This is a genomic window from Rhodococcus wratislaviensis (genome assembly GCF_900455735.1).
GTDB classification, from domain to species: Bacteria; Actinomycetota; Actinomycetes; order Mycobacteriales; family Mycobacteriaceae; genus Rhodococcus_F; species Rhodococcus_F wratislaviensis.
In genome coordinates, this window is record NZ_UAUI01000027.1 from 151,823 (window position 1) to 169,956 (window position 18,134).

Annotated in this window: 16 protein-coding genes; 14 read left to right on the top strand and 2 right to left on the bottom strand. The window is 67.7% G+C overall.

Translation table 11 applies throughout. From position 1 onward, the window contains the following. Positions 1-4: 4 nt before the first annotated feature. Both mftM and mftR read right to left on the bottom strand, forming a co-directional pair. The gene (gene mftM, locus DTA22_RS32645) at positions 5-829 is read right to left on the bottom strand and encodes a mycofactocin oligosaccharide methyltransferase MftM (protein WP_112302181.1); all 825 of its coding nucleotides are present in this window, start codon (positions 827-829) and stop codon (positions 5-7) included. 38 nt (positions 830-867) lie between these two features. Beyond that, positions 868-1,491 carry a mycofactocin system transcriptional regulator gene (mftR, locus tag DTA22_RS32650; protein WP_005239471.1) on the bottom strand — a complete coding sequence of 208 codons (624 nt, stop codon included), beginning with the start codon at positions 1,489-1,491 and terminating at the stop codon, positions 868-870. 132 nt (positions 1,492-1,623) lie between these two features. Here mftR and mftA point away from each other — a divergent pair, with 132 nt between their 5' ends. From mftA to eat, 14 genes are all read left to right on the top strand, one after another. Then, positions 1,624-1,719, top strand: a complete 96-nt coding sequence (gene mftA / locus DTA22_RS32655) for a mycofactocin precursor MftA (protein WP_005573048.1) — start codon at positions 1,624-1,626, stop codon at positions 1,717-1,719. A gap of 2 nt (positions 1,720-1,721) precedes the next feature. Beyond that, positions 1,722-2,024, top strand: coding sequence for a mycofactocin biosynthesis chaperone MftB (mftB, locus tag DTA22_RS32660; RefSeq protein ID WP_112302182.1), 303 nt, complete (start codon positions 1,722-1,724; stop codon positions 2,022-2,024). Positions 2,025-2,059: 35 nt separating this feature from the next. Further along, positions 2,060-3,277 (top strand): mycofactocin radical SAM maturase, encoded by a 1,218-nt coding sequence (gene mftC / locus DTA22_RS32665; RefSeq protein ID WP_037244550.1) that lies wholly within the window; start codon positions 2,060-2,062, stop codon positions 3,275-3,277. Between the two features lie 29 nt (positions 3,278-3,306). Next, positions 3,307-4,488 (top strand): pre-mycofactocin synthase MftD, encoded by a 1,182-nt coding sequence (mftD, locus tag DTA22_RS32670; protein ID WP_037244552.1) that lies wholly within the window; start codon positions 3,307-3,309, stop codon positions 4,486-4,488. 17 nt (positions 4,489-4,505) lie between these two features. Then, positions 4,506-6,470 (top strand): mycofactocin system FadH/OYE family oxidoreductase 1, encoded by a 1,965-nt coding sequence (locus tag DTA22_RS32675; RefSeq protein WP_112302183.1) that lies wholly within the window; start codon positions 4,506-4,508, stop codon positions 6,468-6,470. 8 nt (positions 6,471-6,478) lie between these two features. After that, positions 6,479-7,291, top strand: coding sequence for a mycofactocin-coupled SDR family oxidoreductase (locus DTA22_RS32680; protein ID WP_037244558.1), 813 nt, complete (start codon positions 6,479-6,481; stop codon positions 7,289-7,291). Then, positions 7,288-9,249 carry a mycofactocin system FadH/OYE family oxidoreductase 2 gene (locus DTA22_RS32685; protein ID WP_112302184.1) on the top strand — a complete coding sequence of 654 codons (1,962 nt, stop codon included), beginning with the start codon at positions 7,288-7,290 and terminating at the stop codon, positions 9,247-9,249. Before DTA22_RS32680 ends, DTA22_RS32685 begins: the two co-directional genes overlap by 4 nt. Before the next feature lie 40 nt (positions 9,250-9,289). Further along, entirely contained in the window at positions 9,290-10,012 is a 723-nt protein-coding gene (mftE, locus tag DTA22_RS32690) for a mycofactocin biosynthesis peptidyl-dipeptidase MftE (RefSeq protein ID WP_112302185.1), read from the top strand. Between the two features lie 106 nt (positions 10,013-10,118). Next, the gene (gene mftF, locus DTA22_RS32695; protein WP_112302186.1) at positions 10,119-11,519 is read left to right on the top strand and encodes a mycofactocin biosynthesis glycosyltransferase MftF; all 1,401 of its coding nucleotides are present in this window, start codon (positions 10,119-10,121) and stop codon (positions 11,517-11,519) included. Continuing rightward, a complete protein-coding gene (gene mftG / locus DTA22_RS32700) occupies positions 11,519-12,991 on the top strand; it encodes a mycofactocin dehydrogenase MftG (RefSeq protein WP_112302187.1) in 1,473 nt (490 codons plus the stop codon). The genes mftF and mftG overlap by 1 nt, the downstream gene beginning before the upstream one ends. A 66-nt stretch (positions 12,992-13,057) precedes the next feature. Next, positions 13,058-14,374 carry a sigma-54-dependent transcriptional regulator family protein gene (locus DTA22_RS32705; protein WP_112302188.1) on the top strand — a complete coding sequence of 439 codons (1,317 nt, stop codon included), beginning with the start codon at positions 13,058-13,060 and terminating at the stop codon, positions 14,372-14,374. 77 nt (positions 14,375-14,451) lie between these two features. Continuing rightward, entirely contained in the window at positions 14,452-15,975 is a 1,524-nt protein-coding gene (gene adh, locus DTA22_RS32710; protein ID WP_037244571.1) for an aldehyde dehydrogenase, read from the top strand. Further along, positions 15,975-16,517, top strand: coding sequence for a DUF779 domain-containing protein (locus tag DTA22_RS32715; protein WP_112302189.1), 543 nt, complete (start codon positions 15,975-15,977; stop codon positions 16,515-16,517). Before adh ends, DTA22_RS32715 begins: the two co-directional genes overlap by 1 nt. 154 nt (positions 16,518-16,671) lie before the next feature. Next, complete coding sequence (gene eat, locus DTA22_RS32720; protein ID WP_112302190.1) at positions 16,672-18,126, top strand: ethanolamine permease; 1,455 nt, start codon at positions 16,672-16,674, stop codon at positions 18,124-18,126. Positions 18,127-18,134 lie beyond the last annotated feature (8 nt).

Consider the following 18,134-nt stretch of genomic DNA (forward strand, 5'->3'; position numbering starts at 1 on the left):
GTGGTCAGCAGTCGATGACGAGCCAGCCGCCGTGGTGCTCGAACACCTCGAACGGGCGTCCCGTCGATTCACCGACCTTCGTGAGCGACGGGGTGTCGAAGGTGCGGATGTGGCCGTGGCAGGCCGTTGCCTCGTCCTCGTAGGGGACGGCGACGACGACCCTGTCGCGGGCAACCCGGATGGCCTCGGATATCACTGCGGCCCCGATGTTTTCGTCGACATGTTCGAGGAGGTGGATGGCGGTGACGGTGTCGGCGCTGTCGTCGGGAACCGGCACGTGCGCGGCGTCGCACACGAGCGTGCGCAGATCGAGTCCGAGTTCCGGGGCCACGGCGTCGAGGAGGCTCATGGTGCCGGGCAGGATGTCGGTCGCCGTGACGGACCGCCCGGCGCCGGCGAGTCGGAGCGGAAGGAATCCGAAGCACGACCCGAGGTCGAGGACGGAACCGCGAACCAGTTGTTCCGCCTTCTCGTGGATCGGTGCGAAGTCGGCGGTGCCGTCCAGCAGTTCGTTCAGGGAGTTGCGGTAGTAGACGGTCCACGCCTCGAGCGCACCGTCGACGGTGGAGCGGACCAGTCCGACCATGGTCGATTCGAATTCGTCCTGACCGAAGTCGGCGTCCTCGATGGACGCGGTGACCGAGGCGACGAGTCGTTCACTCAGATCTTCGGGTGTCAGAGCGTGTGTCACCCGCAGCTGGTCGCCGTCACGGGTGAGTGTGAGCGGCCCGGCTGCGACCCGCTCGACTGTGACGTGACCATGTGACCACAGCCCCGATTCGCACGGTGCGAGAGAGTCGAACGCGGGTGTGTCGAGAGTGGAAGTCATTCGAGGCAACCTTGCCGAGAGGTGATGGCGGGAGTGGGTCAGGTTCGGGTGTCGGGCTCGCCGAGGGAACTCAGCCCATCGTAGAGCGATTGCATTCCGCTGGCGAGTAGTTCGTTCAGTTCGAGCGAATCGTCGTCGAGCCACTGCTCGTACGCCGACATCGCAACGCCGAGTAGAAGATAGCCGACTGTCCGTGGAACGTGGTCGGTCGGTGAGGTTCCGAGTCGGCTCGCGACGTACTCGGCGATGACGTTGCGCCACCCTTCGTACATCACCACCGAATATGCCTGCAGGGCGGGGACCCGGAGGATCAGCCCCATGCGTTTGCGGTGGTTGATTTCCTCGCTCGCGGGAAACGCGTTGAACTGCAGGAGTGCTGCGGTGAGTCCGTCGACGATCGGGATGTCGTCGGGTTGCGCTGCGAGTTGGGCGCGCATTTCGGCGAGGTGGGCGTCGAAGTCTCCCCACGGGATCGCGTTCTTGGACGGGAAGTAGCGGAAGAGGGTGCGCCGCGCGATGCCGGACGCTTCGGCGACTTCGTCGACGCTGGTGGCGTCGAACCCCTGTTCCGTGAACAGTTCGATCCCGACGGTACTGATCCGATCCTGCGTCGTGGACGGGCGCCGCCCTATCCGACTGGATGGTTTTCGACGACTTCTCAATTTCGTCCCCTCCCGATCTGTCATTCTGCACTCGATGCCATTACAGTGGTGAGGCGAGTCACAGGGACGGTCTCCTATGACGGGGAACATCCCTCCGGCTCGCGCCGTATCACCGAACAGTAGGAGGAAATCATGTCGGATCGCGACAACAACGTGCTGGAAAACGACTTGGTCGAGGAATCCCTGGTGGAAGAGGTCTCGATCGACGGCATGTGCGGCGTGTACTGATCATGTCCGCTCCAGCTTCTGCTTCAGTGGCCGGCGACGCCGGTATCGATCTCGATGTGGGCTGGAAGCTTCATCCGCAGGTGGCGCTGCGTCCCGAACCTTTCGGGGCGCTGCTCTACCACTTCGGGACGCGCAAGCTGTCGTTCCTGAAGAACCGCACGATCGTCGCGGTGGTCGAAGCCCTTCCCTCACACGCCGACGCCCGGTCCGCACTGCGGGCGCAGGGTATCGGGGACGACACTGCCGCGCAGTATGCGCGAGCGCTCGGCACCTTGGCCGAGTCGCACATGATCGTCCCCGCCTGACCAGCTCTCTCCACCCGTACCAGAGGACACAGCCCATGACCTCCATGCTCGAAAGGCCTTCCGCCCCGGTCGGCCGCCTCGTCGACCAGTTCGAACTCGGTCTCGACGCCCCGATCTGCCTCACCTGGGAGTTGACCTACGCGTGCAACCTGTCGTGCGTGCACTGTCTGTCCTCCTCCGGCCGGCGTGACCCGCGGGAGTTGAGCACCGAGCAGTGCAAGTCGATCATCGACGAACTGCAGCGTATGCAGGTTTTCTACGTGAACATCGGTGGCGGTGAGCCGACGGTTCGCTCGGACTTCTGGGAGCTGGTCGACTACGCGACCGCCCACCAGGTGGGGGTGAAGTTCTCCACGAACGGGGTGAAGATCGACAAGAAGGTCGCCGCCCGGCTCGCGGCCAGCGACTACGTCGACGTGCAGATTTCCCTCGACGGTGCAACGGCCGAGGTCAACGACGCCGTCCGTGGTCCGGGTTCGTTCGCGATGGCGGTGCGGGCACTCGAGAATCTCTCCGAGGCGGGTTTCAAGGACGCCAAGATCTCCGTGGTGGTCACCCGGCACAACGTGTCGCAGCTCGACGACTTCAAGGCCCTCGCCGACAAGTACGGCGCCACCCTGCGCATCACCCGGCTGCGACCGTCGGGGCGCGGCGCGGACGTGTGGGACGAACTGCATCCCACGCAGGCGCAGCAGCGTGAGCTCTACAACTGGCTGGTCGCCAACGGCGAGGGTGTGCTCACCGGCGACTCCTTCTTTCACCTGTCCGCGTACGGCGACGCGTTGCCCGGTCTGAACCTGTGCGGCGCCGGACGGGTGGTGTGCCTGATCGACCCGATCGGCGACGTCTATGCCTGCCCGTTCGCGATCCACGAGCAGTTCCTCGCGGGAAACATCCTGGCGGACGGCGGTTTCCAGCAGGTGTGGCAGACGTCGGAGCTGTTCCAGGAGCTGCGGTCCCCGCAGACCGGCGGTGCGTGCAGCAAGTGCAACCACTACGACTCCTGCCGCGGCGGATGCATGGCCGCGAAGTTCTTCACCGGACTGCCGATGGACGGCCCGGACCCCGAATGCGTGATCGGCAACGGCGAACTGGCGTTGGCTGCCGCGGGGGAGATCCCGAAATCCAGTGTCGACCACTCCCGCACCGGCCAGCGCCGGACTCCGCGGGCGCCGGTTCCGTTGACGCTGATGGTGCGTCCGCCGGCCAAGATTTGTGACGAGAACCCGCTTGCGGGCATGGACCAGACGTAAGTCGTCTGCCAGGTACGAGAGGTATTGCCATGGGTAAGAATCCGTTCTTCGAGACGGTGGCGGAGGCTCAGCGTCGCGCGAAGAAGCGCCTGCCGAAGTCGGTGTATGCGGCGCTGATCGCCGGTTCCGAGCGGGGCGTGACGGTCGACGACAACATCGCGGCGTTCGCCGAGCTGGGGTTCGCGCCCCACGTCGTCGGTTTGTCCGACAAGCGTGAGCTGTCCACGACCGTGATGGGACAGCCGATTTCGCTGCCAGTCGTGATTTCCCCGACCGGTGTGCAGGCCGTGCACCCCGACGGCGAGGTCGCGGTCGCACGAGCGGCGGCGGCACGGGGAACGGCGATCGGGCTGAGCTCGTTCGCGAGCAAGTCGATCGAGGAGGTCACGGCGGCCAATCCTCAGACGTTCTTCCAGATGTACTGGGTCGGTACCCGGGACGTGTTGATCCAGCGGATGGAACGCGCCCGTGCCGCCGGGGCGACCGGCCTGATCATCACCACCGACTGGTCGTTCTCGTACGGACGCGACTGGGGTAGCCCGGCCATCCCCGAGAAGATGGACCTCAAGGCGATGCTCCAGTTCGCCCCCGAGGGCATCACCCGTCCGAAGTGGTTGTACGAGTTCGCGAAGACCCGCAAGATCCCGGATCTGACCACCCCGAACCTGGCGCAGCCCGGTCAGGAACCGCCCACGTTCTTCGGCGCCTACGGCGAGTGGATGCAGACGCCGCTGCCGACGTGGGACGACATCGCGTGGCTGCGTGAGCAGTGGGGCGGGCCGTTCATGCTCAAGGGTGTCATGCGGGTCGACGACGCCAAGCGTGCCGTCGACGCCGGCGTCACCGCGATCTCCGTGTCGAATCACGGCGGCAACAACCTCGACGGCACCCCGGCGCCGATCCGCGCGCTGCCCGCCATCGCGGAGGCCGTCGGCGACCAGGTCGAGGTGCTTCTGGACGGTGGTATCCGCCGTGGCAGCGACGTCGTGAAGGCCGTCGCGCTCGGTGCGAGGGCGGTCATGATCGGCCGCGCGTACCTGTGGGGCCTCTCGGCGAACGGTCAGGCCGGCGTCGAGAATGTGCTCGACGTCCTCCGCGGAGGTATCGATTCGGCGCTGCTCGGGCTGGGTCACTCGTCCATCCACGACCTCACGCCGTCCGACGTCGTGATCCCGCCCGGATTCGCCCGCGTGCTCGGCGCCGACTCCTGAACCCACGAACGGCGTAGATGTCTGCGCAACTGACAGACCCGATCACCCTGGCCGGACGCCACGCCCCGTCCAGGGTGCTTCTGGGTCCGCACCCCACCAACCTCGGTGCGGGAAGAACGCTTTCACCGCGGCATGTCGCGTACTACGAGCGTCGGGCACGTGGTGGCGCGGGGGTCGTCGTCACCGAGGTGGCGTCGGTCCATGCCTCCGACTGGCCGTACGAGCGCGCTCCGCTGGCGTCCGACTGTGTCGGCGGCTGGCGGGACGTCGTCGCCGCCTGCCGTCCGCACGGCACGCTGGTGCTGGCCGGGCTGGGGCACACCGGACTGCAGGGGTCGAGCGCGTATTCGCAGGCGGTGCTGTGGGGGCCGTCGGGAATTCCCGACGTGATCTCCCGTGAGATGCCGATGCAGATGGAGCAGGCGGAGATCGACAGTCTCGTCGAGGGCTTCCGGGCTGCGGCCGCCGCGGCCGTGTCCGCGGACGTGGACGGGGTCGAGCTCGACGCCGGACCGAGAGGGCTGCTGCGACAGTTTCATTCGGACCTCACCAATGTTCGCGACGACGAGTACGGCGCCGACCCGCTGCGCCTCACCCGGGAGGTCCTCGCTGTCGTCCGCGAAGAGTTGGGCCCCGGCCGGGTCCTGTCCCTGCGGCTGAGCTGCGACGAGGCGACGTCCTGGGCGGGGATCACGCCGTCGATCGCCGCCGGACAGGCACGGGAACTTGCCGAGGCTCTCGACCTGCTGGTGGTGGTCCGGGGCGGACCGTTGTCAGCGAACGCCTACCGCCCCGACTTCCACCGGCCACCCGCGTTCAACATCGAACTCTGCCGGAACATCCGCACGGCCGTCGCAGGCGCGGTCCCGGTCGTCCTCCAGGGCAGCGTCGTCGATCCGGCCGACGCCCGGCGGGCGCTCGACGAGGGGGTCGCCGACGTCGTCGAGATGACGCGTGCCCAGATCGCCGACCCCGACCTCGTCGTCAAGATCCGGCGCGGTGCCGTGCCGCGGCCGTGCGTCCTGTGCAATCAGACGTGCCAGGTGCTCGACCCCCGCAATCCGGTCGTCACTTGTGTCGGTAATCCGACGGCCGGGCACGAGACCGTCGATCCCGCCGAGGACATCGCCGATGTGGCCGCCGGCGCGGTGCTGGTGGTCGGCGGTGGTCCGGCCGGTCTCGAGGCGGCCCGAGTGCTGGCCCTGCGAGGTCACCGCGTCACCGTGGCGGACGCGTCGGCCCGGCCCGGCGGGATGGTGCGGGCCGCCGCGGGTACACCACACCTCCAGGCACTCACCGACTGGCTCGAGGACGAATGCCGCAGGCTCGGAGTCGAATTCCTTCTCGGTACGGCTGTGTCGGACGCCGAACTCGACGCTGCGGAACGCGCGGGGGCGACGGTGATCCTCGCGACCGGCAGCAGGCCTCGGCCGTTGCCGTTCCCGGTCGAGGGGCACGTCCGGTGCGTTGGCGCCGCAGACTTGCCGGACGGAGGCACGCCGACGGAAGGGCCGCACGTCGTCTTCGACCCGGTCGGGGGGCCGGTCGGCGTGGCAGTCGCCGAACGGCTCGCGGCGCAGGGACGGGACGTGAGCATCGTGACCCAGGATTCCGTGGCCGGCTCGCGACTCGGAATGACCGGAGACCTCGCCGACGCCAACACCCGACTGCAACGAGCCGGGGTGACGCGCCACCTCGACAGCCGCATCGTGTCGATCGGCGACGAAGGTATGCGGATCCGCAACAGGTACACCGCCGACGAGGCGGTGGTGCCGTGCGCCGTGCTGATCGACTGCTCGCATCGCCTCCCCGACGACACACTCGGCTCGTCCCACATGGATGCGGTGCGGGTCGGCGACTGCGTGGCCCCCCGCACACTGCTCGAGGCGGTCCGGGAGGGTCGCATCGAAGCGCTTGCCGTGACCGCCTCCCGGCGGAACGAGTTCGACCACCATCCGTTCACCCTCGTCAACGAGAGATAGGACATTTCATGGGACAGTTCGACGACAAGGTCGCGTTCATCACCGGGGCTGCCCGTGGGCAGGGGCGGACGCACGCGGTGCGGTTGGCGCGGGAAGGTGCGGCGATCATCGCCGTGGACATCTGCGGGCCGGTGTCGGAGTACAACAGTTACGAACCGGCGACGCCGGACGACCTGGCCGAGACGGTGCGGCTCGTGGAGTCCGAGGGCGGCAAGATTCTCGCCGAGCAGGCGGACGTGCGTGACAGTGCGCAACTGAAGGCTGTCGTGGACCGGGGAGTCGAACAGTTCGGCCGGCTCGACATCGTGATCGCGAACGCCGGGATCTGCAACTGGAACCGCTTCTGGGAGATGCCCGACGAGCAATGGGAGACGCTGATCGACGTGAACCTCACCGGCGCGTGGAAGACGCTGAAGGCTGCGATCCCGGCGCTGATCGAGGGAGGTCGCGGGGGTTCGATCATCGTGATCAGCTCCGTCGCGGGGATCAAGCCACTTCCGGGGCAGGCGAATTACGCCGCCTCCAAGTTCGGGCTCGTCGGCCTCACCCAGACCGCGGCAAAGGAGCTGGGCGAATACGACATCCGGGTCAATTCCGTTCACCCGTACGGGGTGAAGACTCCGATGGGCACCGATCCCGGCAGCCTCGTGATACTCGAGAAGCACCCGCACTATCTGTCGAGTTTCGGCACCATCCTCACCGACCACCCGCTGGCCGACACCGACGACATCACCGATGCGGTGCTGTGGCTGGCCGGTGACGGTTCGCGGAGGGTCACGGGCAGTCAGGTCGCCGTCGACATGGGTAACACCAAGGTGTGAGCGTTTCCGCGTACCGCCACCTGTTCACCCCATTGCGCCTGGGTCCGCTGACCCTGCGCAATCGGGTGGTCTTCTCCGCGCACCTCACGGGGTATGCCGTCGACGGCCTGCCCACCGCGCAGCACGCCGCCTATTATGCGGCGCGCGCGAAGGGTGGTGCGGGCCTGATCATCTCCGAGGAGCACGCCACGCATCCGGGTGACTGGCCGTACGAGAAGGTGATCGCCGGCTACCGGCCGGAGGTCGTCCCGGGCTACCGGCGGATCACCGACGCGGTCCACGAGCACGGTGTCCCGATCCTGGCTCAGGTCAACCACAACGGCGGCCAGGGATCGAGTATGTACTCGCGGCGGCCGCTGTGGGCGCCGAGTGCCGTCCCCGATCCGCTGTTCCGTGAAGTCCCCAAGGCGGTCGATCAGCGGGAGATCCGGACCCTCGTCGACGGGTACGCGCGTGTGGCCGAGCACTGTGTCCGAGGCGGATTCGACGGGATCGAACTGCAGTGCTCCCATTCGTCGCTGGTACGCAGTTTCCTCGCCCCCGCCACGAACCAGCGCACGGACCGTTACGGCGGATCGCTGGAGAACCGTGCCCGGTTCCTCCTCGAGGTCGTCGAGGAGGTGCGCGCCGCGATCGGTCCGGACCGTGTACTCGGGGTGAGGCTCGCGGGGGAGGACCTGTTCGACGGTGGAGTCCACCTCGACGAGGCGGTGGAGGTGGCCGCTCTGGTGGAGGCGGACGGCCGGGTCGACTACATCAACACGTCCATCGGGATGGCCACCGAGACGCTCCACATGATCGAGGCGTCCATGGCCGTCCCTCGCGGCTACGCGCTGTTCGTCCCGAACGCCATCCGGCAACGGGTAGGTCTTCCCGTGGTCGGTGTCGGCCGATTCTCGGATCCGCACCAGGCCGACCAGGCTCTGGACGAGGGGCACTGCGACCTGATCGGAGTGGTCCGCGGCCAGATCGCGGACCCGGACTTCGCAGCGAAGGCCCTGGCCGGCGAGGAGGCAAATATCCGAACGTGCCTGGCGTGCAATCAGGAATGCATCGGACGCATGGGGCTCGGCCGATGGCTCGGGTGCGTCGTCAACCCCCGCGCGGGCAGGGAAGCGGTCCTGCTGCCCGGACCGACCGTCCGCGGCAGGCGGGTCTTCGTGGTCGGCGGAGGGCCGGCCGGGTTGAAGGCCGCGGCGACGGCGGCGCAGCGGGGTCACGACGTGACGTTGTTCGAACGCGCGACTGTTCTCGGCGGCCAGGTGCGGACGGCCGCCGCCGTGCCGGGGCGCCGTGAGTTCCTCGACCTCGTCGTCGATCTGGAATCGGAATGCGCTCGGCGCGGTGTGGACGTGCGGACCGGCACCGACGCGACTACCGAGACGGTGGTGCAGGGACGTCCCGGCGTGGTGGTGCTCGCGACCGGGGCGCGTCCGCGCCGACCGCGCTGGGCGGGCGCGTCGGACCGGGTGGTGGACGTGCGCGACGTGTTGGAGGGTCGCACGCGTCCGGCCGGGACGGTGCTGGTAGTCGACGAACTGGGATTCCATCAGGGCACGTCCGTCGCGGAGTTCGTCGCCGACGCCGGATGTGCCGTCACGATCTGCACACCGGGGATGATCGTCGGCCAGGACCTCGGTATCACGCTGGACCTCGAGGGATGGAACCGGCGGGCGCACGGCAAGGGCATCATGCAGGTGACGGACGTGGTGCCGACCGGGTGCGAGGTCGTCGACGGCGGTCGGCTCGCGGTCACGCTCCTGCACCACCCGACCGGTGCGCCGCGGCAGCTCACCGTCGACTGGGTGGTGTCCTCGGCGCATCAGCAGCCGGAGGACGGGCTCTGGAAAGATCTGGCCGACAGCGGTATCGAGGTTCATCGCATCGGCGACGCCCTGGCTCCGCGCCGCGCGCATTCCGCCGTCATCGAGGGGGAGCGGGTCGCGCTCGCGCTCTAGTGCGAGCAGCAGCCGGTTCCGCGTCGCCTAGCATCGGAGGATGCCCCATTCCGGACACCTCGACGACGCGGTGTGGCCCGAACTCGTGTCCCGTGTGTCGACGGTCGTTGTCCCGGTCGGTTCCCTCGAGCAGCACGGACCGCACCTGCCACTCGACACCGACACCGCCATCGCGGACGCGGTATCCCGCGCGCTGCCGCACGTACTGGTGGCGCCCCCGATCGCCTATGGCGCCAGCGGCGAGCACGAGGGGTTTCCCGGGACCGTCTCGCTCGGGGCTGAGGCACTCGAGGCCGTGCTGGTCGAGTACGGCAGGTCCGCGTGCCGGTGGGCCGACCGCGTGCTTTTCGTCAACGGGCACGGCGGAAACGGGCCCGCGCTTGTCAAGGCTGTCGCCTTGCTTCGGTGCGAGGCTCGCGATGTGGCTTGGGTGCCGTGTGCGGTACCCGGGGCGGACGCCCATGCCGGGCGTACGGAAACGTCCTTGTTGCTACACCTTTCACCCGGTCGGGTGAGGTTGTCCAGGGCTGAAGCCGGTAATACGGAACCTATTGCGAGGTTGATGCCAAGACTGCGTGAAGGCGGTATGGTCGCCGTGTCGGCCAACGGCGTGCTCGGTGACCCGACGGGCGCTACGGCCGCGGAGGGGGCGCAGATCTTCGGCGTGCTCGTTCACACAGTCACCAAGGCACTGGCCCGGTGGGAACCGGGCCCCGATGGAAGGCTCCGGTGGGAACCGGGCGCCGATGGGAGGCTCCAATGACCCGCACGGGCGTCCTCGAGTTGCCGAGGGCGGATTTCCGGCATGCCGACGCGACTAATTTCCGGCATGCCCTGCCAGCGCTCTCCGATCCGCATACGATCGACTGATGCGCCAAGCTCGACTTCCCGATGGATTCGGGATCCGAATCGACCCCAAGGTACGCGCATATTCCGGAGGTCGAGTGCTGATCGGCGGTTCGCCGACTCGGATGCTGAAGCTGGCGCCCACCGCGGCGGCCATGATCGGAGACGGCTACCTCGAGGTCGTCGATCCGCAGTCCGCGGTCGTCGCACGCCGCCTCCTCGATTCGGGGGTCGCCAACCCGCGCCCCATGAGTACCCCGTCGCCCCGGGATGTCACCGTTGTCATTCCGGTGAAGAACAACGCGTCGGGGCTGCACCGGGTGCTGGCCTCGCTCCGCGGACTCGAGGTCGTCGTCGTCGACGACGGCTCCGACGTCCCGATCGTCGCCCCCGTGCTGCAGAACGGGTGCGGAGGCCACGTCACCGTGCTGCGTCACGAGACGGCCAAGGGGCCGGCCGCGGCACGGAACACCGGTCTGCGTTACGCCGCAACTCCGTTCGTGGCGTTCCTCGACTCCGACGTCCTGCCGCGCACCGGCTGGATCGAGGTCATGCTCGGCCACTTCAGCGATCCCGCGGTCGCACTCGTCGCCCCGAGGATCGTGGCGCTCGAACCCGAGGCGAGCACACTCGCGCGGTACGAGCACGCCCGCTCCTCCCTCGACCTCGGGCGCAAGGAGTCCGCGGTCCAGTCCGGCGGCCCGGTGTCGTACGTGCCGAGCGCCGCGATGATCGCCCGTCGCGAGGTGCTCGACGAGTTCGGCGGCTTCGACGAGTCCATGCACGTGGCGGAGGACGTCGACCTGTGCTGGCGGCTCCAGGAGTCCGGCTGGCGACTGCGGTACGAGCCCGTGGCCCACGTCGCGCACGATCACCGTGTGACGTTCGGAAAGTGGTTCGGCCGCAAGCTGTTCTACGGCACCGGTGCGGCGCCGCTGGCGGCGAGGCATTCGGGCATGGTTCCACCGCTGTCGATGTCGCCGTGGACGTTCTTCGCGTGCATCGCCGCCGCCACGTGCACCCGACTGGGCCTGCTCGGCGCCGTCGCCACACTCGCGATGATTCTGCTGCGCCTGCGCCGCATGTTCACGGGCCTCGACCAGCCGACCCGCATCGCCGCGATCCTCGCAGCCCAGGGCTTCGCCGGCGGTGCCTGGCAGCTGGCGTCCGCACTGTGTCGCCACTACTGGCCGATCACTCTGCTGGCGGTGCTGCTCTCGAAACGGATCCGCCGTATCGCGCTCGCGATCGCCGTCGCCGAGGGCGTCGCCGACTGGGTGACCCACCGGGAGCCCGGAGGGCTGGGGCCCGTGCGGCACACGGTGTTCAAGCGGATGGATGACGTCGCGTACGGCGCCGGGCTCTGGAAGGGCGCCATCACCGCCCGTGACCTCGACGCATTGAAGCCCCGGTTGAAGTCGTAGTGGCCGATCCGATTCGCGCCGCCGACGTCGTGGTCGTCGGCGGCGGTTCGAGTGGATGCGTGGTGGCCGCCCGGCTCAGCGAGAATCCTGAGCGATCGGTTCTCCTCCTCGAGTCCGGACCCGGCTACCGGTCGGTCTCCGACTGTCCCGTGCTCGACTACCGGACGCTGCCGGTCGGTCCGGGCAGCGTGTTCACGGAGACGTACGGCGTGGAGTTGGCGCCGAGCGTTCCCTCGGCGATGGTGCGGGGACACGTCCTCGGTGGTTCGGGCGCCGTCAACGGCGCCTACTTCGTCCGTGGGACGGAAGCGGATTTCCGGCACTGGCCCGCCTCGTGGTCGTACGAGAACGTGCTGCCCGCCTTCCGGGCACTCGAGCGTGACGCAGACTTCGACGATTCCCGGCACGGCACGACCGGGCCGATGCCCGTTCGCAGGCAGCCCGCGGAACGGCTGAGCGAGATCAGCGCTGCCTTCCGCGCCGCGGCGCTCGGTGCAGGACATCCCGAGGAACCCGACAAGAACGGCGACGGCGCCGGCGGTGTCGGTCCGGTGCCTCTCAATGTCGACGGCGACCGCCGTGTCAGCACGGCAGTGGCGTACCTGCTGCCGGCGTGGGGGCGGCCCAATCTGACCGTCGAAGCGAATTCCGATGTCGTCCGAATCCTGTTCTCCGGTAACGAGACCGTCGGGGTGGAGGTGGAGTCGGACGGCGTGCGGCGCACGGTCCGCACCGGTCGGGTCGTGCTGGCGGCGGGTCCCGTCGAAACCCCGGTGCTGCTGATGCTTTCGGGAATCGGTCCGGCGGAACACCTGATGGACAACGGCATTCCCGTCGTCCTCGACGCGCCCGGTGTCGGCAGCGAGTTCAGTGACCACCCCGAAGTGGCTCTGCCGTACCGTATCCGGGACTCGCTCCGCCGCGACGACACGAGTCCGGTCGTCGAAACGGTGCTGAATGTCGGCGACCTCGAGATCCGTCCGTACACGGCGCCGTTCGACGTGCTCGTCCCCGGATCCGGGCAGCCCGACCCGATCCTCGGGATCGGGCTCATGGTGACGGACAGCCGGGGCGACATCCGGCTCACGTCGGGGCACCGCCGGGACCGTCCCCGAATCGAATACCGCTACGCGCAATCCGCCGCCGACCGCCGGGCGCTGCGCGAGGGGCAGGCCATCGGATCGGAACTTCTCCGTTCACCAGAACTGGGACCGCTGCTCGAACCGCTGACCCGGGAGGTGTCCGACCGTGCGGTGCTCGCCCACCTGGGGACGTCGCTGCACATGTGCGGCAGTTGCCGGATGGGCGGACGCGACGACGCGGGCGCGGTGGTGGACGAGTGGTGCAACGTCCGCGGAATGGAAGGGCTGACCATCGCCGACACCTCGGTGTTCCCGGTGGTCCCGAGCCGTGGGCCGCACGCCACGGCGGTCATGGTCGCCGAGCGCGTCAGTACCTTCCTGCGGGAGTGACCGAGGGGGCGACACAGGCCCGTGTGATGCGGGTTACAGTAGGCAGAGACGCCGTGGAGGAGTTCGATGCAAAGTCAACCGCCCACAGGGGGCAATCCGTGGGTCGCCGTGCGCCCGGGAGACGACGTCGCGATGCTGGCACGCAGGGTGTCGTCGGCGCATCAGTTGTTCGTCGAGCGTCGTGCACCCGCCGGCCGTGCCCCGGACGGTGAGGGGAATTCCGTCCGTTCCGTCATCCTCGACTCGTGGGTGCGCAGCACCAGCAAGGGAGTGAACCCGGACGGGTCGGCCCGCGCCGTCGATCTGGCGGCTGCCGATCTCGCCGCCTACCGGGCGTCGCACCCGATGTCGATCATCCGCCCGGTGGTCCGCAAACTCCTCGTCGAGGACGCCGCCGACACCGGACTGCTCGTTGCCATCACGGACGAGAAGGGCCAGCTGCTGTGGGTCGAGGGCGATTCGTCCGCCAAGGACCGCGCACTGGAGATGAACTTCGTCGAGGGCGCCGACTGGAGTGAGGACACCGTCGGCACCAACGCCCCGGGTACCGCCCTGGCGCTCGACCATTGCGTGCAGATCTTCGGTGCCGAGCATTTCAGCCGCTCGGTGCACGACTGGAGTTGTTCTGCGGCGCCCGTCCACGACCCCGCTACCGGACTGATCGTCGGGGCCATCGACATCACCGGCGGTCCGCGGGTGGCGGTGCCCGAGGTGCTCTCGTTGATCCGGGCGACCGTCGCGGCAGCCGAGGCGGAGTTGCGACTGCACCAGCTGCGTTCACCGCACCCGCTCGTCGAGACGGTACTGCGGTTGGAGGTGCTGGGATCGGGACGTCCGACTCTGATCCGTGGGGGCGAACGCATCCCGCTGTCGCAGCGGCACGCGGAGATCCTCCTGCTCCTCGCGGAGCACCCTGAAGGCCTGAGTTCCGACCGTCTCGCGGTGCTGCTCGACGAGAACGAACTCGACGCCGTCACGATTCGTGCCGAGATGTCGCGCCTGCGTAAGGTTTTCGGTCCCGTCAATCTCGGTTCGCGGCCGTATCGGCTGCTCGCCGAACTGACGTCGGACGTCCGGCAGGTCCGCGGAGCCCTGGACCGTGGTGAGCTCGCCGCCGCCCTCGACGTCTACTCGGGTCCGGTCCTTCCCGGGTCCGAGGCGCCCGGGGTCGAGGATCTTCGCGACGAGTTGCGGGCACGCGTCCAGGCGGCGCTGCTGCGGGAAGGTGATCAACGGTTGCTCGCCAAGTGGACCACATCCGTCCACGGCCGCGAGGACGTCGCCGCATGGGAGGCGTATCTGGCGGGCCTCGACCCGCGTTCGCCCCTGTATTCCCAGGTCAAGTCCAGGATCGATCTGTTCGATCAGCAGTACGCAACGTAGTTGCAACGGTACGGTCCCTAGTGTTGTGAGTCACACCCAGAAGTTCCACCGAGTTTCACGACACCAGGGAGTTATCGATGACCGTGTATGCCCGCCCGGGTTCGCCGGACGCCGTCATGTCCTTCCAATCGCGTTACGACAACTGGATCGGCGGCCAGTGGGTTGCGCCCGTCAAGGGCCAGTACTTCGAGAATCCGACACCCGTCACCGGGCAGCCGTTCTGCGAGGTCGCGCGTTCGACGTCCGAGGACATCGAACTTGCGCTCGATGCCGCACACGCTGCGGCTCCGGCATGGGGTAAGACGTCGGTGGCCGAGCGCGCCATCATCCTGAACAAGATCGCGGACCGCATCGAGGAGAACCTCGAGTCCATCGCGCTCGCAGAGTCCTGGGACAACGGCAAGCCGATTCGCGAAACCCTGAACGCCGACATTCCGTTGGCCATCGACCACTTCCGCTACTTCGCCGGCGCGATCCGGGCGCAGGAAGGCGCACTGTCGGAGATCGACTCCGACACCGTCGCCTACCACTTCCACGAGCCGCTCGGTGTCGTCGGCCAGATCATTCCCTGGAACTTCCCGATCCTCATGGCCGTGTGGAAGCTCGCTCCCGCACTCGCCGCGGGCAACGCTGTCGTTCTCAAGCCCGCCGAGCAGACCCCGGCGTCGATCCTGCACCTCATCTCGATCATCGGCGACCTGCTGCCCGCCGGTGTGATCAACATTGTCAACGGCTTCGGCGTGGAAGCAGGCAAGCCGCTCGCCTCGAGCCCGCGGATCCGCAAGATCGCGTTCACCGGTGAGACCACCACGGGTCGGCTCATCATGCAGTACGCGTCGCAGAACCTGATCCCGGTCACTCTCGAACTCGGTGGCAAGAGCCCCAACATCTTCTTCTCCGACGTGCTCTCCTCGAACGATGACTACCAGGACAAGGCGCTCGAGGGCTTCACGATGTTCGCCCTCAACCAGGGTGAGGTGTGCACCTGCCCGTCGCGTTCTCTGATCCAGGAGGACATCTTCGACGAGTTCCTCGCGATGGCAGCCATCCGCACCAAGGCCGTCCGCCAGGGCGACCCGCTCGACACCGACACGATGATCGGCGCGCAGGCCTCGAACGATCAGCTCGAGAAGATCCTGTCGTACATCGAGATCGGTAAGGGCGAAGGCGCCAAGGTCGTCACCGGCGGTGAGCGGGCCGAACTCGGCGGCGACCTGTCCGGCGGTTACTACGTGCAGCCGACGATCTTCACCGGTCAGAACAAGATGCGGATCTTCCAGGAGGAGATCTTCGGTCCCGTCGTTTCCGTCACGTCGTTCAAGGACTACGACCAGGCCATCGAGATCGCCAACGACACGCTGTACGGCCTCGGCGCCGGCGTGTGGTCGCGGGACGGTGGCGTCGCCTACCGGGCCGGACGTGACATCCAGGCCGGCCGCGTGTGGACCAACACGTACCACCAGTATCCCGCGCACGCCGCATTCGGTGGCTACAAGCAGTCCGGCATCGGCCGCGAGAACCACCTGATGATGCTCGAGCACTACCAGCAGACGAAGAACCTGCTGGTCAGCTACGCCCAGAAGGCTCAGGGCTTCTTCTGATGGACGCGGTCCGGGCGCCTCAGCGCCTGAAGGCAACCGCCGGGGCGGTGGAGCTTCTCCGCCGCCTCGGCGGTACCCACGGGGCGCTGATGATGCATCAGTCCGGCGGGTGCTGCGACGGCTCCGCGCCGATGTGTTATCCCGACGGTGAATTCATCGTCGGCGACCGCGACGTGCTGCTCGGCGTCCTCGACCTGCGTCTCGGTGTCGGGGAGACCCTGTCCACCCGACCCGAGGGTGCCGATGCGGTACCCGTGTGGATCTCCGGTTCGCAGTTCGAGGCGTGGAAGCACACTCAGCTGGTGCTCGACGTGGTGCCCGGTCGCGGATCGGGATTCAGCCTGGAAAGTCCCGAAGGCATGCGCTTTCTCAGTCGTGCGCGTGCCTTCACCCCGGAGGAGAACACCAGCCTCGCCGCGGAGGAGGTCATCGTGGGCCAGCGGTGGGAGCAGGGCGGGAGGCCCGCGCCGTCCCCCGAACCACAAGTGGTCGCCGAAGCCGTCGACGCATGTCCCGTGCCCGCCCGCCGCCCGGTCCCATAGCACCCGAAGCGCGGTACGCCTCGGTTTTTACGTCGTGGTCACGTTCTGCTGACACGACGAGTACACAACTCGTTCACCATTGGCCTCGGCCGTCCGATCCCGCTCCTCGAGCGGGGCGGGGCGAGGCACCATTCGGATCGACGTAGGGGACGGAATGTCACTCGTAGAACCATCCAAGAATTCCGGAACCGGTCAACATCACGATGCTGCCGATTTCCACTCGGAAGACAGCAGCTATCTGGAAAAACGCACGCTCCGTAAGGGTTCGGCGGGCTGGGTGCTGCTTGCCGGCCTCGGTGTCAGTTACGTGATCTCCGGCGACTACGCCGGATGGAACAACGGGCTGGCCGAGGGCGGATTCGGCGGTCTGCTGATCGCCGGTGTCGTCATCGCGGGCATGTACCTGGCCATGGTGCTGGGCATGGCCGAGATGTCGTCCGCACTGCCCGCCGCCGGCGGTGGCTACACGTTCGCCCGGCGTGCACTCGGACCGTGGGGCGGATTCGCCACCGGCACGGCCATTCTCATCGAATACGCGATTGCGCCTGCCGCCATCGCGACCTTCATCGGCAGCTACGTCGAGTCGCTGAACCTGTTCGGGATCACCGACGGGTGGTGGGTGTACCTGGCGGTCTACGCCATCTTCATCGGAATCCACCTGACCGGGGCCGGCGAGGCACTCAAGGCCATGTTCGTCATCACGGCGATCGCACTGGTCGGTCTCGTGATCTTCGCGGTGTCCGCGATCGGTCTGTTCGACGCGGGCAACCTCACCGACATCGCCGCGACCGACGCGGTGGGGGCCTCGAGTTTCCTGCCCTTCGGTGCATTCGGCATCTGGGCGGCCGTCCCGTTCGCCATCTGGTTCTTCCTCGCCGTCGAAGGCGTGCCGCTGGCCGCGGAGGAAGCCCGCGAGCCGGAGAAGAACGTGCCGCGCGGAATCATCATCAGCATGCTCATCCTCATCGTCACGGGGGCGGCGGTCCTGTTCCTCGCCACCGGAGCGCTCGGTGCCGAGAGCCTGTCGACGTCCGGCAATCCGCTGGTCGAGGCGCTCGGTGACGGAACCGCGGCGAAGGTCGTCAACTACATCGGACTGGCCGGCCTCGTCGCCAGCTTCTTCTCGATCATGTACGCCTACTCGCGGCAGACGTTCGCGCTGTCCCGCGCCGGCTACCTTCCCAAGAACCTGTCGATCACGAACTCGCGGAAGGCGCCCACGCTCGCCCTCATCGTGCCGGGCGTCATCGGGTTCGTGCTGTCGCTCACCGGTGAAGGCGCGATGCTGCTGAACATGGCGGTGTTCGGCGCCGCCGTCAGCTACGTGCTGATGATGGTCAGCCATATCGTCCTCCGCAGGCGCGAGCCGGAGATGAAGCGGCCGTACCGGACACCGGGCGGAATCGTCACCACGTCGTTCGCGCTCGTCATCGCGGCCGCCGCGGTGATCGCCACCTTCCTCGTCGATCCGGTCGCCGCGCTGTGGACGCTGATCGCGTTCGCGGCCTTCATGGCCTACTTCGGCCTGTACAGCCGGCATCACCTCGTTGCCAATTCGCCCGACGAGGAGTTTGCTGTTCTTGCGAAGGCAGAGGAAGATCTCGATTAACGGCTCCC

Coding starts and splice junctions, on each gene's coding strand:
- DTA22_RS32715 (WP_112302189.1), top strand. CDS start 15,975: ATGGACGCGGTCCGGGCGCCTCAGCGCCTGAAGGCAACCGCCGGGGCG.
- mftM (WP_112302181.1), bottom strand. CDS start 829: ATGACTTCCACTCTCGACACACCCGCGTTCGACTCTCTCGCACCGTGC.
- mftC (WP_037244550.1), top strand. CDS start 2,060: ATGACCTCCATGCTCGAAAGGCCTTCCGCCCCGGTCGGCCGCCTCGTC.
- adh (WP_037244571.1), top strand. CDS start 14,452: ATGACCGTGTATGCCCGCCCGGGTTCGCCGGACGCCGTCATGTCCTTC.
- mftF (WP_112302186.1), top strand. CDS start 10,119: ATGCGCCAAGCTCGACTTCCCGATGGATTCGGGATCCGAATCGACCCC.
- DTA22_RS32680 (WP_037244558.1), top strand. CDS start 6,479: ATGGGACAGTTCGACGACAAGGTCGCGTTCATCACCGGGGCTGCCCGT.
- DTA22_RS32705 (WP_112302188.1), top strand. CDS start 13,058: ATGCAAAGTCAACCGCCCACAGGGGGCAATCCGTGGGTCGCCGTGCGC.
- mftA (WP_005573048.1), top strand. CDS start 1,624: ATGTCGGATCGCGACAACAACGTGCTGGAAAACGACTTGGTCGAGGAA.
- mftE (WP_112302185.1), top strand. CDS start 9,290: ATGCCCCATTCCGGACACCTCGACGACGCGGTGTGGCCCGAACTCGTG.
- mftD (WP_037244552.1), top strand. CDS start 3,307: ATGGGTAAGAATCCGTTCTTCGAGACGGTGGCGGAGGCTCAGCGTCGC.
- DTA22_RS32675 (WP_112302183.1), top strand. CDS start 4,506: ATGTCTGCGCAACTGACAGACCCGATCACCCTGGCCGGACGCCACGCC.
- eat (WP_112302190.1), top strand. CDS start 16,672: ATGTCACTCGTAGAACCATCCAAGAATTCCGGAACCGGTCAACATCAC.
- mftB (WP_112302182.1), top strand. CDS start 1,722: ATGTCCGCTCCAGCTTCTGCTTCAGTGGCCGGCGACGCCGGTATCGAT.